The organism is Halobacillus sp. SY10, from assembly GCF_045401165.1.
GTDB classification, from domain to species: Bacteria; Bacillota; Bacilli; order Bacillales; family Halobacillaceae; genus Halobacillus; species Halobacillus aidingensis.
In genome coordinates this window covers 1,523,922-1,538,358 of record NZ_CP174345.1, presented here as the reverse complement: position 1 = coordinate 1,538,358, position 14,437 = coordinate 1,523,922, and the positions used below count along the sequence as shown (strand labels likewise).

14 protein-coding genes are annotated in these 14,437 nt (G+C 45.1%); 6 read left to right on the top strand and 8 right to left on the bottom strand.

What is annotated here, in order from left to right; all coding sequences use genetic code 11:
* Positions 1 to 134: 134 nt before the first annotated feature.
* From ACJA3J_RS07930 to ACJA3J_RS07895, 8 genes are all read right to left on the bottom strand, one after another.
* Positions 135 to 2,096, bottom strand: coding sequence for a phospholipase D-like domain-containing protein (locus ACJA3J_RS07930; RefSeq protein WP_406945953.1), 1,962 nt, complete (start codon positions 2,094 to 2,096; stop codon positions 135 to 137).
* 209 nt (positions 2,097 to 2,305) lie between these two features.
* Positions 2,306 to 2,665 carry a hypothetical protein gene (locus ACJA3J_RS07925; RefSeq protein WP_406945952.1) on the bottom strand — a complete coding sequence of 120 codons (360 nt, stop codon included), beginning with the start codon at positions 2,663 to 2,665 and terminating at the stop codon, positions 2,306 to 2,308.
* A gap of 84 nt (positions 2,666 to 2,749) precedes the next feature.
* Positions 2,750 to 3,589 (bottom strand): DUF817 domain-containing protein, encoded by an 840-nt coding sequence (locus ACJA3J_RS07920; RefSeq protein WP_406945951.1) that lies wholly within the window; start codon positions 3,587 to 3,589, stop codon positions 2,750 to 2,752.
* Positions 3,590 to 3,599: 10 nt separating this feature from the next.
* Positions 3,600 to 3,812: a helix-turn-helix transcriptional regulator gene (locus tag ACJA3J_RS07915; RefSeq protein WP_089650949.1), complete on the bottom strand. Its 213-nt coding sequence runs from the start codon at positions 3,810 to 3,812 to the stop codon at positions 3,600 to 3,602.
* A gap of 10 nt (positions 3,813 to 3,822) precedes the next feature.
* Positions 3,823 to 4,305 (bottom strand): DUF2975 domain-containing protein, encoded by a 483-nt coding sequence (locus ACJA3J_RS07910; protein ID WP_115822023.1) that lies wholly within the window; start codon positions 4,303 to 4,305, stop codon positions 3,823 to 3,825.
* Between the two features lie 272 nt (positions 4,306 to 4,577).
* The gene (locus ACJA3J_RS07905) at positions 4,578 to 5,897 is read right to left on the bottom strand and encodes an aspartate aminotransferase family protein (RefSeq protein ID WP_406945950.1); all 1,320 of its coding nucleotides are present in this window, start codon (positions 5,895 to 5,897) and stop codon (positions 4,578 to 4,580) included.
* Positions 5,898 to 5,954: 57 nt separating this feature from the next.
* A complete protein-coding gene (locus tag ACJA3J_RS07900; RefSeq protein WP_406945949.1) occupies positions 5,955 to 7,352 on the bottom strand; it encodes a YjiH family protein in 1,398 nt (465 codons plus the stop codon).
* A gap of 87 nt (positions 7,353 to 7,439) precedes the next feature.
* Complete coding sequence (locus ACJA3J_RS07895; protein WP_406945948.1) at positions 7,440 to 8,801, bottom strand: sigma-54 interaction domain-containing protein; 1,362 nt, start codon at positions 8,799 to 8,801, stop codon at positions 7,440 to 7,442.
* Positions 8,802 to 9,299: 498 nt separating this feature from the next.
* On the opposite strand from ACJA3J_RS07895, the gene ACJA3J_RS07890 reads away from it, so the two are divergent.
* The 6 genes from ACJA3J_RS07890 (at position 9,300) to ACJA3J_RS07865 (ending at position 14,424) form a co-directional block, all read left to right on the top strand.
* Positions 9,300 to 10,142 (top strand): aldo/keto reductase, encoded by an 843-nt coding sequence (locus ACJA3J_RS07890; RefSeq protein ID WP_406945947.1) that lies wholly within the window; start codon positions 9,300 to 9,302, stop codon positions 10,140 to 10,142.
* A gap of 237 nt (positions 10,143 to 10,379) precedes the next feature.
* The gene (locus tag ACJA3J_RS07885; RefSeq protein ID WP_089650945.1) at positions 10,380 to 10,535 is read left to right on the top strand and encodes an aspartyl-phosphate phosphatase Spo0E family protein; all 156 of its coding nucleotides are present in this window, start codon (positions 10,380 to 10,382) and stop codon (positions 10,533 to 10,535) included.
* A gap of 486 nt (positions 10,536 to 11,021) precedes the next feature.
* Positions 11,022 to 11,522, top strand: coding sequence for a DUF3231 family protein (locus ACJA3J_RS07880; protein WP_115894333.1), 501 nt, complete (start codon positions 11,022 to 11,024; stop codon positions 11,520 to 11,522).
* A 226-nt stretch (positions 11,523 to 11,748) separates the two neighbouring features.
* Positions 11,749 to 12,882, top strand: coding sequence for a zinc-dependent alcohol dehydrogenase (locus ACJA3J_RS07875; RefSeq protein WP_406946283.1), 1,134 nt, complete (start codon positions 11,749 to 11,751; stop codon positions 12,880 to 12,882).
* Between the two features lie 143 nt (positions 12,883 to 13,025).
* Positions 13,026 to 13,463 (top strand): YndM family protein, encoded by a 438-nt coding sequence (locus ACJA3J_RS07870; RefSeq protein ID WP_115894334.1) that lies wholly within the window; start codon positions 13,026 to 13,028, stop codon positions 13,461 to 13,463.
* Positions 13,464 to 13,569: 106 nt separating this feature from the next.
* Positions 13,570 to 14,424 (top strand): manganese catalase family protein, encoded by an 855-nt coding sequence (locus ACJA3J_RS07865; protein ID WP_406945946.1) that lies wholly within the window; start codon positions 13,570 to 13,572, stop codon positions 14,422 to 14,424.
* Positions 14,425 to 14,437 lie beyond the last annotated feature (13 nt).

Genomic DNA, 14,437 nt, shown 5'->3' with positions numbered 1-14,437 from the left:
GCTGGGTTGATGTCATGATTTAGGAAGGGATCCTCTTCGGATGGCCTCGCTGAGTCATAAAATCCGAGCATTAGAGAATGGATGAAAAGAGTCCCTTGGCTCGTAAAAGCTAGGGGACCTTTATCACAAACCATTTACTGTGTGGGAATCTCTCCTCCCGCCGCCTCATACCGGGCATAAAACTCTTGTAAAAATTGATTCGTTACTTTTTCATCATGGATAAACAACATGTTTTCATCGTTGATATCATTTCCGTTCGTGCTCCAATTCGTTGATCCGACAATCGCAGTCGGATCACTAGACGGATGGGTGGCATCAATCAACATTGTCTTCGCGTGCATTTTACGATCTTCCGCATCTTCATAAACAGGAGCGGCATGATTCCATCGTACATTAGGGTTATTTGTTGATGATTGGCTTGCCGTACGGCCGGTCATTTCAATGGAAGCCGACCACCATTGGTTCCAGAAGCTCTGGTCAAAAACACCGCGCACATCAAAGCCTGTCAAACTTCCTTCCAAGTCGTTGTACGAGCCTTCCCACTTGTATTTCAATTCATCGACAAGGGCCTGGTCACTCCATGCAAAGATCGAAAAATAACTGCTGTAATCCGCCTCAGTTTTCACATAGGAAGTCATTTGTCCAACAGCATCATCACCTGCAGAAAAGTAGACATCCACTTCTTTCCCACCTACATCCACGGTATGAAGGGTGTTGTCCACTTTACGACCATGGTAATTCGAAACAGCCGGATCCGGATTCAGAGTAGCGCTTCCCCACATTTCATCAAACTCGGTTTTGAATACGTCAGCAAGGGCTGCGGAATTCAATTCCACCACATGCTGGGTGTTTCCTCCAAGGACATCATTCTGCATATTTTCCTCTGATCCATATAAACCGGTCACGGTGAAATTCCAGCTTCCTGTGAATACCCATGTTCCATCAATGACTGCAAATTTGTTATGCATTTGTTGTCCTGGCGAGTAATAACTGCCTTCTTCTTTTTGTTCGGCATCGACAAGTTTGTATCCGGTCTCTGTACCACTTCCGACTTCAACGGTCACTTCTTCCATTCCGTTCGTTGAAGTCGGAAGTCCGTACTGTTCCCGCAGCGCCTGATCTTCCACTGCGAACATGATGGAATCAGAAAATACCGTCGTATCATCGCTTGTTCCTAAGACATTGTCCTGTCCACGCACCAATTTTTCCACATACAAACGCATGGTTTGATAACGTTCTGCATAATGAGGGTCACTGCCGTCTTTCGCATCCGCAATGACACGGACGTCGACCCCTTCAGCCGCTTTGGCCATCAGCGCATCAATGATGCCTGGTAAGTTGATTTCATAGGTGGCAAGATCGATCGACGTCGTCGCCTGATTGATGCGATGGATTAACCGATCTTCTAAGTTCACGTTATAGTTGGCTCCGTTTCCGGAAGTCGCGTAGTCATCATAGGCGCATTTGTTAAAGTATACATTAATGCTCCCTGCTGACTCGCTCACGTTGTTCAATTTTTCATCTGACGTAGAACATCCTTCTGATGGTACGGAAAAGCTAGCGGAAGGAGTCCCAAGTCCTTCTGAATATGTATCGGTTGCTGTACGCCAGTTTGAAGAATTGGTCCCCTCCGATATAGGATCGATCCGTTCCATCGTGGCTTTCGTGTTATTATCACCTGCATACCAAGCATCCACAGCATCAATGACTTGTGTACCATCACTCAGCTCAAGCACCTCACCTGTGTTACTCATAGAACCTGTGTAAATCAAGTCGGCATCAACAGCCGTAACGGTCGAATCATCCGTTCGTTCGAGTAAGTAATACCCTCCGGCAGGAATCGTGCCAGTTAACGAAATTACTGGAGATCCGTCCGTTGCATTCAGTGACCATCCCTCCAGAGATATATCTGAACCGGTCGGATTGTGAAGTTCGATCCACTCATCGTTATAACTTACATCTGTCCCCATCCAGGCCACTTCGTTAATGACCACATCATTAGCCCCTGCTGCCTCGGTCACCTGCGACAAAGGGATACTCGTCCATCCTAATACAAAAATAAGTACAGAGATAAATCCCGTCTTCCATCTGCTCATGTTTCCATCCCCCATTCACTTTTTTCTCACAATTCTCAACGTACCATAAATGAAGGGGATGAATTCAGAATTTACGGATCATTTACAATAAACGAATCGATGGACCTGATTAACTTAGGAATTGATGAAACCCAGGATACATAAATTTTCCTCATTTTTACTTTTTTAATCAAAAAAACGGCTGGTTCATCCAGTCGTCTTTTTGTGTATTACATCTTAGACAGCCCTTCCATAAAGAGGGCAAAGACAAAGCTGACAAAAGTAAAGCCGGCTAGAGGAATGGCGAAAGCGGCATTATTCTTAAACTCTAATCCCGCAAAAACAGCACCAAAAGCACATAACACGAACCATACCGGAAGAAAAATGGCGTCTGCAACTCCCATAGGTAGCAAAGCATAAAAGCCCGATAACCATAAAACCCAATGGACAAGAAGTAAAACCCCGATACTCAAAGACCTCTTATACGGGAAAGGCCCTCTCCCTTGTTTTTTCACTATAAGGGAAGGGACGACCACCATAATGATTCCTACAATCATAAAGAAAATCAGCACGATCACAGATATACCCAAACCATCCCTCTCCCTTCCATTTCAAAATTTGAAATCCCCCCTTCCATGACGAACAAATTCCATATCACGGAGGATCGCACACCTTCACGAATATAACTTTCCACTTCCAAAACGTCCTTGCACGTTCGGACTGCTCTCCTCACCCATGAAGCTACGATTCTCATCAGAACCTTTCTTCACTCGCTTCAAGGTTGCTACAATTAGAAAACTCACAATCACTAACAAGAGCCAGGAACTCACTTTTCCTAGATGAACAAGACTCCATGCTTCTGCCTGGTTCGGGTATTCCCATGCGCTGAAATAAGTCGCGATATTTTCTGCGACCCATATGAAAAATCCGATCAGCACAAACGATAGCGCGAGCGGCATCCGGTAACGCGTGCCGTTCACCTCGTATCGAACCCATGCTTTCCAAAAAACGAGAATCACAAGCCCCGATAACCACCAGCGGATGTCCATCCAATAATGGTGGGTGAAGAAATTCAAATAAATAGCAGACGCCAGCGGAACGACGAGCCAGGAAGACGGCCACTGTACCAGCTCCACCTTCAGTCTTCTCCACGCCTGGCAAAGGTAACTCGCAACACTGGCATACATAAACCCACTATACAAGGGGACGCCGAACACTTTTGAATAGCCTTCTCCCGGATAAGACCAGGAACCCATATGGACCTTGAAAAGTTCGAGCGCAAGTCCGATTACGTGAAACAACGAAATCACCTTCAGTTCATCCCGTGTTTCAAGTCCAGCGCGTACCATCCACCACTGCATGAAGAGACAAATGATAAGCAGCCAGTCATACCTCGGCAAGAAGGGCATCGGCACCCATTTGGTAATCGCCAAAGAAGCGAAAATAACGACTGGAAACAAACAGGACCATGCCTGTTCCCATCCGAAGTGTAAGAGTTGTTTCACCGCCCGCATCCGACCCCTCCTAATCTTCGTCTTCCTGATATTCCAAAATGTCTCCAGGCTGACAGTCGAGTGCCTTACAAATCGCCTCCAAAGTTGAAAAACGGACGGCCTTCGCCTTGCCATTTTTCAAAATAGAGAGGTTCGCCATCGTAATCCCGACCTTCTCGGAAAGCTCAGTCACACTCATTTTCCTTTTCGCAAGCATCACATCAATGTTGATAATAATCGCCATGTTGATCACCTCAGACCGTAAGATCATTTTCAGATTTGATGGTTATCGCTTCTTGCAGCAGTCTTTGTAGGACAGCAGCAAAAACAGCAATGACTGCGGAAGCGAAGATGATGATCATCCCAATCATAATCAGACCAGGAGCGTCATCAATTTCAGCGACCGTATAGATCACCGGCATAAGTACAACGTAAAGAACGCTGATGGTGATCGCACAAAATTTGATCACTCTCAATGCTTTGACCGATAAATCAGAGAATGCCTGATTCCTGTCAATATAGGTCAGCAGCTTAAACGCTTGATACAGCGCCATGTAAAAAGGGACGGCTGTAAGATACATATAAATGAAGACGACTGGTTCGATGACTGGAAAATCGGAAAGAAGAACGCCCGTAAATTCCGCAAACTCAGGAACGAAAAATATACACAGCGCAAGTACCGGCAGACCAATCAAAAAGACAGCCAGCTTCAAAAAGAGTGTCGATCCACGTTTCATAAAAAGCACCTCATTTCCTAATATCTTTTTCCATCATACCTCCATATTTATCGTTTATCAATAAAAATATATCATTTATAAATATTTAATTATCGAATAAGCTACATTTAACCTCTTAGGTACTTTTGTTCATAAAAAACGCAGACCTCCTATAACTAAGAGATCTGCGCTTTTCATTTATGGATACTAGTTAGCTGGGAGGCAATCGGTCCTTTAGGGCGATTCACTGTTCCTTTGGCGCGATTCACCAGCCTTTTGGCGCGACTTGCGACTTAACCTCGTACCACTAAACTTTTTTCGTACTCTATAACAGCTTCTTCAAAAACGGCCAACCCCTGATCGATCTCTTCTTGAGATACAACCAATGGAGGGATCATCCGAATGACTTCCTGGTGCTTTCCACAAAGGTAAAACAACACCCCTTTCTCTAGAGACAAATCTAGGACACGCATCATCCCATCCCCATCTGGCTTTCCAGTCACAGGGTCGACAATTTCAATACCAATCATAAGCCCGACGCCCCGAATATCCCCGATGACTCGATGTCTTTCCCTGATTTCCTCCAAACGATCCACAGCATAAGTTCCAAGTGTTCTCGAGTTATCAAGCAGCTGCTCTTCTTCTATGACATCAAGCGTGGCAAGAGCGGCTGAGCAGGCAAGTGGATTACCTCCGAAAGTCGTTCCATGTGTCCCCATCGGCCACTGGCTCATCAATTCTTTGGAAGCCACGGTGGCACTGAGTGGCATACCTGAAGCAATGCCTTTGGCGATCGCCATGATATCCGGCGTCACGCCGAACGTTTGAGCAGCAAACCATTCTCCCGTCCGCCCGAATCCGGTCTGTACCTCATCGAAAATCAAAAGGATACCATGCTGATCACAAATGTCACGTACTTTTTGGAGCCACTCTTTCGGAGGGATGATGTATCCTCCCTCCCCAAGAACCGGCTCAACGATGATGCATGCCACTTCTTCCGGTGTGACTTGATGGTCGAACAGCATTTCCACGTCCTTTTCAAGCTGATCCACACAATAAACAGCAGGGTCTTCTCCATCCGGACAGCTTTTAGGATCGGCATAAGGAATCTGGTACGTCAAACCATTCGGCTGTAAAAACCTGCGATACTTGCTTTTTGAAGTACTGACACCGAGAGCCCCTAGAGAGCGCCCATGAAAACAGCCGGTGAAGGAAACGACATAAGGACGCTTCGTTACGTATTTCGCCAGCTTCAGCGCACCTTCAATGGCTTCTGTTCCACTGTTGGCAAAAAAGAAACAATCCAGGTTTCCAGGTAAGATCCCCTTCAGCCGATCTGCGACACGTAAAATTGAATCGTACATGATGACCCCGGAAGGACCATGCATGAGCTGGTCCACCCCTTCCTTGATCGCCTCCACGACCTTCGGATGCCGGTGCCCGGTATTGGCTACAGCGATGCCTGAGGTGAAATCCAAATACTTTTTCCCATCGGCACCATAGTAATAGCATCCTTCTTCTTTCACGACCGGTAAATTGGGATGATCTTTCGCCATGCTGGGTGCAAGCAAATCTGGTAAACGCGTATACAATTCATCGAATGTTGGTTTCATTTTTCCATCCCCTTCATTTCATTGACCAAGCTCTTCTCTTTCATTCATACAAACCCTTTAGAATATGAAATGTGCAATCACCACAATGATCGGCAGGGTAATTACAGTCCTTTGCAGGAATATCACGGCCAGTTCCAGAACCGAAATCGGTATTTTCGATTTGACGAGCAGTACGCCGATCTCGGACATGTAAATCAACTGAGTCAGGGATACAGCGGCGATAACAAAGCGTGTCAATTCACTTTCAATACCCGAACCGATGACCGCGGGTAAAAACATGTCTGCGAAACCGACAAGCATGGCAGGGGCCGCTTGTGCAGCTTCAGGAATCCCCATCCATTGGAGTAGCGGAACGATCGGCATGGATAAATACGTGAAAAATGGTGTGAATTCCGCAACGATCAATGCCACGGTACCAAGCGCCATGACTAATGGAATCAAAGCGAAATAAATATCAAGAACCGTTTGGGCGCCTTGTTTCCCAACTTCCTTCAAACTCTTCACTTGTGAGGCTTTATGAAGTGCTTTATCAACGCCCCATTGAAAATCAGAAACTCCTTCAGGTGTATCTTCTGATATTCTCATGCCTGTCCCTTCGTAATAGGTATCCGCCTTTCTGGATAAAGGCGGGATGCGGGGACAAATAAACGCCGCTACCAAACCTGCAACAACGACAGTCAAATAGAAAGGCACAAAGTATTCTTCCAATCCTATAAAACTGATGACGACCAAACTGAACGCAATCGAATTAATGGAAAAGTTTGTAGCGATGATCGAGGCTTCTCGTTTCGTATAGTAACCCTCTTCGTATTGCTGAGTGGTAATGAGCACACCGATCGTTCCCGCTCCCATCCAGGAAGCTAGCGCATCGATGGAAGAACGTCCGGGCAGCTTGAACACCGGTCTCATCACCCGTCTGAGCATCGTGCCGATAAAATCCATCAAGCCAAACTGCATGAGTAACGGCATCAATACCCCTGCAAAAAGGAACCAGGCAGCAAGAACAGGGACAAGTGCATAGAGCATCGTTCCCCCTGTTACATCAGATGTGATGACGGCCGGCCCGATTCCGAAAAGCGTCATAAGAGCAAATACAGCCCCGAGAATTCTCGTAACCAACCAGAAAGGATGAATATAAAAGAGCTGTTTCATAAATGGGCGGTTCATGATCACAGAAGGCTGAAAGGCTTTTGCAAAGATCGGGACAATGGCAGAAACAACCAGGATACCGGTCATTAACCCTGGAAGAAAGGGCTCTAAGTATGCCTGGACCGTTTCAGCAAGTACACCGACACCGATTGTAATTTTTCCTCCGTATGGGATGGGGAATAAGAATAAAAACACTCCCAATAAAGAAGGAATGATGAACCACAGGAAATTCCTTTTGGTTCGATAGCCGTCCTGTTTTGACTCCATATAGCCCTTCTCAAAATCATCCGTCTGTTTCACTTCCATGTATTCCACTCCTTGTAAAAGTAATAAAAAAGGCAAAGGATATTTTTCTTCCCTCACCCTTTGTATTGCAAGAATCATGCCAAACTTTCATTTTATTCTGTGTTTTTTAAGTTTTCTGACTACTGTTGGTTGGCTGATCCCTAAAGCTTCGGCCATCTTCGTAGTCGTTCTGAATTTTTCTTTCGCTCGTTCAAGCCTTTCTTTTTCTACTCGATTCAGGGTTTCGGCCAATGATTCATCAAAATTATTCATTTCTGAATAAACCTTCCCCTTTTTACGATATCCTTCGGGTAAATCGACTGGGTAGATGACGGGATTCGGAGAAGTGACCACTAAGCGCTCCAATAAATTGATGAGCTCTCTTACATTGCCACGCCACTCGTATGTATTCAAATCGTGCAACACTTCTCTGCTCAACACTCTTTTCCGTTTATAACGGGCCGCGAAATGATCCAAAAAGGTATGGATGAGAGGAGTGATATCATCCTTACGTTCTCTTAATGGAGGAATCGTGATGGGTACGACATTCAACCGAAAGTAAAGGTCCTCCCGAAACTCCTTATGGTCCACCGCTTTATCCAGTTCCTTATTGGTTGCGCTGATCAATCGGAAGCCGGATTGTATTTCTTTGCGTCCCCCGACGGGATAAAAAGATTTCTTCTGAATCAGTTTCAGAACCTTCACTTGATTCTGTAAGGAAAGCTCACCGATTTCATCCAAAAACAAGGTCCCGTGATGGGCAAGTTCCGCGAACCCCTTCTTCCCGCCTTTGGTTGCTCCTGTAAAAGACCCACCCTCGTAGCCGAAAAGTTCAGCTTCAAACAAGGCATCAGGGATGGCTCCGCAGTTAACTTCAATGAAAGGTCCGTCCGCTCGACCACTCTTATCGTGGATCATTCTTGCGAGCTCCGTTTTCCCTACACCAGATTCTCCGAGAAGAAGGACATTCGCATCCACTCCTGCCACTTGATTCGCTGTGGCAAGAACTTGCCGCATCTCTTCACTTTTGCCAATAAACGTTTCTTCCTTTTCTTGTTTCAGACGATTCAGCTCGTCACGGACACGCTCCATCTCGATCGTCATTTCTTCCATACCTGCTTTGATCTCCATAAGTTCTGTCACATCATGAGAATAACTGACGACTCGAACGAGTTCTCCTTCATCGTCAAAAACGGGCAAGCCTGTCACGAGCAGCTTTTTTCCGTCGCCAACGGTTTGGACGAACGTCACCCGTTCTTTTGATTCCATCACCATAGGCGTAGCCAGAGGCGTAAATAATCCCTCTTTTTCCAAGTCATAAACCGATCTCCCGAGCAGCTCATTCGCATGGACATCATAAACTTTCCCTGTCGCTTCACTTACTTTGACAATCGTTCCATCTGTATTGGTCACAAGGATATCTTCTTGAAGAGAATGCAAAAGTGTTTTATATTCGGACCATTCTGACATGAAATCCCCCACATTCATGATTGAATATTTTCTAGAATTCTTAAAAAAACCCCTTAGTAACAACGGAGTTATTATTCATTTCTGAATATTTTCACTTTTATATTATATCATAACCTCTGCACATCGCTTAATGGGGTTAAAGATTTCCCTCTTCCTTTAGGCGTCTCATAAAAAAGACAAAAAGTAACAAGTCTCCACCGTCCACTCATCCTTTGAATTCAATCAGGATAGACCGATTCTATTCAACAATCGTTGGACAGCCGCCTAAGGCCATGGTCATTTCCGTATCCGCTAATTTATGAACACCTCATGAACTCCCTGTTCTCCGGCAACAGCCAGACTGTACCTCGATTTTTTAATTATCTTCAATGTACACGCTGTCATTGGTTTACGGTTGCACAGACAAGGTAAAAGAGTATATGTTTAAGCTTTCCTCAGAACTACTGAACAATCTTTGATCACCTATAGGAAAAGATCTAATAAAGGAGTGCAACTATAATGAGTCAATCGATTCCTGAAATTCAATTGAACGATGGTCTCACCATTCCATCCTTAGGATTTGGAACGTATCGCCTGAACGGAAACCGCGGCGCTTCAGCCATCCAAAGTGCCATAGACGTAGGCTACCATTTGATCGACACCGCCTATAATTACGAAAACGAGGCGACGGTCGGCGAAGGGATCCGCCGCAGCAGCATCCCAAGAAATGAATTGAAAATTACGTCCAAACTACCTGGCCGGTACCATGAATACGACAAAGCCGTCACGGCCATCCAGGAATCTCTGTTCCGCGCGCAGCTGGACTACTATGATCTTTACTTAATCCATTGGCCGAACCCGAAAGAGGATATGTATGTGGAAGCATGGCAAGCGTTGATCGACGCTCAAAAGTGGGGGCTGGTCCGCTCCATCGGGGTATGTAATTTTCTCCCTGAACATTTGGATCGCCTTGAAAAAGAGACAGGCGTCTTACCGAGCTTGAACCAGGTAGAACTTCATCCATTTTTTAACCAAGAGGAACAAAGAGCCTATCACCAGGAGAAGCAGATCCAAACACAATCCTGGAGTCCATTGGCCCGTGTCCAGAACATCCTCGACAATGAGGTGATTCAAGGTGTAGCGGATCATCACGATAAGACGGTTTCCCAGGTTATTCTGCGCTGGCATTATCAGCTCGGTTCAGTAGCTATTCCCAAATCGGCGTCACCACAACGCCAAAAAGAAAATCTGTCTATATTCGACTTTTCTTTGACGAATGGAGACATGAACAAAATCAATCAATTGACTCGTGAAAACGGGAGAATGAAAGACCAGAACCCTGCTACGTATCAGGAGTTTTAAATCATTGAAAACAAGCCGCCCCGTATAGAGGACGGCTTGTTTTTAGTTTCCATCGTCCTTCATTTAGAACAAAAAATGACCGCTTACTTCTAAAGTCTCTCTTCAATCACACCATCCAAAAATACCCACATATATACCTATGGGGGAATAAGAATGATTGTATTAAAATTGTGTTAAGACCAGCACATCATAAGATATCCAAACATCTTGAAAAAGTATAAATCAGAGGGGAGCGCTATGCCAACCATCCTTTGCTTGGAAAACAGAATCGAGTCCGTAAGAGAACAATTGTATCAAGCCTACCTGGATTCCGTGGAATATAGTGAATTAGTAAAAATATCTCAAGAACTGGATCAATTGTTAAATCAATTAGATTCTTTGAAGCGGAGATAAGGAGCCATCATGGACGGCTCCTTTTTATTTGATTCAGGGACGATTTCGAACCGAGGTGCATATGGTTACTTATTCATTTTATCCTACCACAAAATGAAAGCGCTTTATAATTCAATCAAAAGATAGAGCCCTTCCCCTTCCTGCCACTATAACTTCCCATCTTCAAAAAATTATACGGATTGCCCCTTTGTCGGTCGTTCCAGATATTCTGGAGTCGTCACGTGTTCGGTATCCATCGAAAAAACGATCCGCTGGTTTTAGTCACACTATAATAATCCCCGCCACCGCAATGTATACGAATGGAGCGAAAAAGAAACGCCATACTTGTATCGGGAGGCACCCATGCCTCTTTCGTTCAAGTAAATATCGTTCCAAACGTGCCCCTGGTGCTTACCCTTTTTCAGAAATACATTTGCTCCCTATCCATGAATGATTTTCATGATGAAAAGAATACTATCCCTGTACCAAAAACGAAGGAGTGAAGATATGGGAATCTTAAGCGGAAACCAACAGCAAGAACCCCTTCATTATGGGGAAGTTTTCAGTCTTTGGAGTTATCTATCTGTAGCAAAAGGGGACTCCGCAAGCTACCAGACCATGTATAATCACGCAGGTGACAAAGAATTAAAACGTCTTTTGGAAGAACTCGTCCAGGGAATTAAACAGGAGACACAGGAAATAGAGGAAGTTTTAAAAGTAAACGGTGTCGTCCTTCCTCCGTCTCCGCCTGAAAGATCCGTGGCCGACGCTGAAGACATTCCAGTGGGCGCACGGTTGAATGATCCGGAAATCAGTGCGGCTATTTCACTGAATATCTCTCAAGGGTTGGTCGCCTGCAGTCAGGCCATCGGGCAATCTACACGAGAAGATGTCGCCATGTTGTTTGGTAAATTCCATATGAACAAGGTACAAGCAGGTGCAAAAGCCCTCCGCCTAAATAAAGAAAAAGGCTGGCTTGTCCTCCCTCCTCTCCATAAAAAGAACTGACGAACTGATGCAATCCTTACCACAAGGGCTTCCCTTGTGGTAAGACCTTTACTTCACTAAGGAGGAGAGATTGGATATACATGCTAACGTTAACATTAAAACATGATAAAAAAGTGACGAAAAGTAATTGACACCGCCTTATCTAACAGGCTGCTCTCGTTACATAATTAGAAAAATCACCCGTCGTTCTCGATACGAACAAACTTGCAAGGAAGAGGGATAAATGATGAAAGCTGTTACCTACCAAGGAAAATATTCAGTAGCTGTCAAGGAAGTCGCCGCTCCAAAGATACAGGATAAAGAAGATGTCATTGTACGCATTACATCCACAGCCATCTGCGGATCTGACTTACATTTGTATCAAGGCAATTTCCCTTTGCCGATTGGTTATATTATTGGACATGAACCAATGGGAATCGTGGAAGAAGTCGGTCCGGAAGTAACCAAAGTGAAAAAAGGCGACCGTGTCGTCATCCCGTTCACCGTTGCCTGCGGTCATTGTCCATATTGTGATACAAACCATGTAAGCCAGTGTGACAACGCCAACCCCCATTACGATTCTGGAGGGTATTTCGGGTACTCCGAGAAATTTGGAAACTACCCTGGTGGACAAGCGGAATATTTGCGGGTGCCTTTCGGGAATTTCACGCCCTTTAAAGTGCCGGAGGACTGCGAACTGGATGATCCTTCCCTGCTGTTTCTTTCGGATGTCCTCCCAACCGCCTATTGGAGCGTGGAAAACGCAGGTGTCAAACCAGGAGATACGGTGATTGTTCTAGGATGTGGTCCTGTTGGTTTGATGGCACAAAAATTCGCCTGGCAGAAAGGGGCCGAGCGAGTGATCGCTGTCGACCACCTCTCCTACCGTTTAAACCATTCCAAGATCACAAACCGGACAGAAGTCTTCGATTTCACAAGGCATAAGGATATGGGAGAAATTTTGAAAGAAGTAACTAAAGGCGGCGCAGATGTCGTGATTGACTGTGTAGGCATGGATGGGAAGAAATCTCCACTGGAATTCATGGAACAAAAACTCAAACTCCAGGGAGGAACGCTCGGTCCGATTCAAATCGCATCGAAAGCAGTGAAGAAATGCGGAACGGTCCAACTTACCGGGGTCTATGGAGGAAATTACAACATGTTTCCTCTCGGGGCTTTTTTCTCGAGAAACATCCAGATCAAAATGGGGCAGGCTCATGCAAGGCCTTATATGAAGCCACTTTATGAACAAATTGCAAGAAATGAGTTCGATCCAAAGACGATTCTTACGCACGAACTGCCTTTGGCAAAAGCAGCAGAAGGCTATAAAAAATTTAATAAACACGAGGATGACTGCATCAAAGTCATCTTAAAGCCTTAATTTTCCGTGGAGACCTAGAATCAGGTGAAAAGGATACTTGCTTTATAGCCACCGATTTCTATCTAAACTGGAAGACACCCCACTCCTAGTGACGTATATTTTTCATACAACGGTGCATCTTATAGCTTGAGGAGGTGCCTTACATGACACACGTAAAATTACTGGCCCTGAAGTTTGTATTTACTTTAGGCATTCTGTTTATCATTTTAGGTTTAGGATTTGACGTCTCTTTCGGAAACGTCTTTCTCATTTCCCTTGTCGTTAGTGCTCTCGGTTATTTAGGGGACGTGACGGTTCTTAAAAAATCAAACAACACCATGGCCACAGCCGGGGATTTTGTCCTTAGTTTCGCCGTCATATACTTTATGACCGATGCACTGACAGTCGGTGACGACGTATTTGAAGCCACGTTGATCTCAGCTGTTTCCTTAGCGATTTTCGAATACTTCTTCCATCAATCGGTGGCAAGAAGCCTCGATCAGGAAAAGAAAGAAAATCACGAAGTACGTTCCACTGGCCAGCTGCAAACAGAAGCTTCGGAAGAACTTTTTCCGTATGATGAAGAAGATAAGGAAAAATAGGTACGTCCAAGGGAAAACATCCAATGTTTTCCCTTGTTTTTTTCACATATAAGTTGGTGCTTACCCCACACTAAGAACGTGACACCACTACAAGAGGAGAGATGTTATGTTCTATCACATCAAAGAACTTCAATATAATGCAAAACCTTCACAACCTGATCCCGTGTATGCAAAAAAACTGCAGGAAATCTTAGGCGGACAGTACGGAGAAATGTCTGTCATGATGCAGTACCTTTTTCAAGGCTGGAACTGCCGTGCTGAAAATAAATACAAAGACATGATTTTAGACATTGCGACAGAAGAAATTGCGCATGTGGAAATGATCGCGACCATGATCGCACAGCTTTTGGATGGGGCGCCTGCGAATGATCAAGAACAGGCAGCCAAGGATCCCGCGATTGAAGCTGTTTTAGGTGGAATGAACCCCCAGCACGCGATTGTCAACGGTTTGGGAGCCCAGCCTAATGATAGTGTCGGCTACCCATGGACGGCCCGTTATACGGTCGCAAGCGGAAACCTGCTTGCAGACTTCCGGGCGAATCTCAATGCAGAATCACAGGGAAGGCTTCAAGTATGCCGGCTTTACGAAATGACGACAGACCCTGGAGTGAGAGACATGCTTTCTTTCCTCATTGCCCGTGATACGATGCACCAGAATCAATGGATGGCAGCCATCGAAGAACTCGAGCAGACACAAGGGGCTGTCGTTCCGAGCTCGTTTAACAAGGAATACGAAAAGCAGGAAGTTTCCTACTCTTTCTACAATTTTTCTGAAGGTACGGAAAGTCAGCAGGGAAGATGGGCAAGTGGGCCAACATTGGATGGCAAAGGTTCTTTTGAATACATTCAGGATCCTAAACCGATGGGCCAGATTCCCGACCTTAAACCAGGGCCTGCTTATATTCATGGAACGCCGCCAAAAGAAATGAGAGAAGCTCAAAACCAGACCTTCCAATCATAGGACAATGAAAAAT

Coding starts and splice junctions, on each gene's coding strand:
- ACJA3J_RS07905 (WP_406945950.1), bottom strand. CDS start 5,897: ATGAAACCAACATTCGATGAATTGTATACGCGTTTACCAGATTTGCTT.
- ACJA3J_RS07915 (WP_089650949.1), bottom strand. CDS start 3,812: ATGGCGATTATTATCAACATTGATGTGATGCTTGCGAAAAGGAAAATG.
- ACJA3J_RS07895 (WP_406945948.1), bottom strand. CDS start 8,801: ATGTCAGAATGGTCCGAATATAAAACACTTTTGCATTCTCTTCAAGAA.
- ACJA3J_RS07875 (WP_406946283.1), top strand. CDS start 11,749: ATGAAAGCTGTTACCTACCAAGGAAAATATTCAGTAGCTGTCAAGGAA.
- ACJA3J_RS07880 (WP_115894333.1), top strand. CDS start 11,022: ATGGGAATCTTAAGCGGAAACCAACAGCAAGAACCCCTTCATTATGGG.
- ACJA3J_RS07885 (WP_089650945.1), top strand. CDS start 10,380: ATGCCAACCATCCTTTGCTTGGAAAACAGAATCGAGTCCGTAAGAGAA.
- ACJA3J_RS07920 (WP_406945951.1), bottom strand. CDS start 3,589: ATGCGGGCGGTGAAACAACTCTTACACTTCGGATGGGAACAGGCATGG.
- ACJA3J_RS07890 (WP_406945947.1), top strand. CDS start 9,300: ATGAGTCAATCGATTCCTGAAATTCAATTGAACGATGGTCTCACCATT.
- ACJA3J_RS07900 (WP_406945949.1), bottom strand. CDS start 7,352: ATGGAAGTGAAACAGACGGATGATTTTGAGAAGGGCTATATGGAGTCA.
- ACJA3J_RS07865 (WP_406945946.1), top strand. CDS start 13,570: ATGTTCTATCACATCAAAGAACTTCAATATAATGCAAAACCTTCACAA.
- ACJA3J_RS07930 (WP_406945953.1), bottom strand. CDS start 2,096: ATGAGCAGATGGAAGACGGGATTTATCTCTGTACTTATTTTTGTATTA.
- ACJA3J_RS07910 (WP_115822023.1), bottom strand. CDS start 4,305: ATGAAACGTGGATCGACACTCTTTTTGAAGCTGGCTGTCTTTTTGATT.
- ACJA3J_RS07870 (WP_115894334.1), top strand. CDS start 13,026: ATGACACACGTAAAATTACTGGCCCTGAAGTTTGTATTTACTTTAGGC.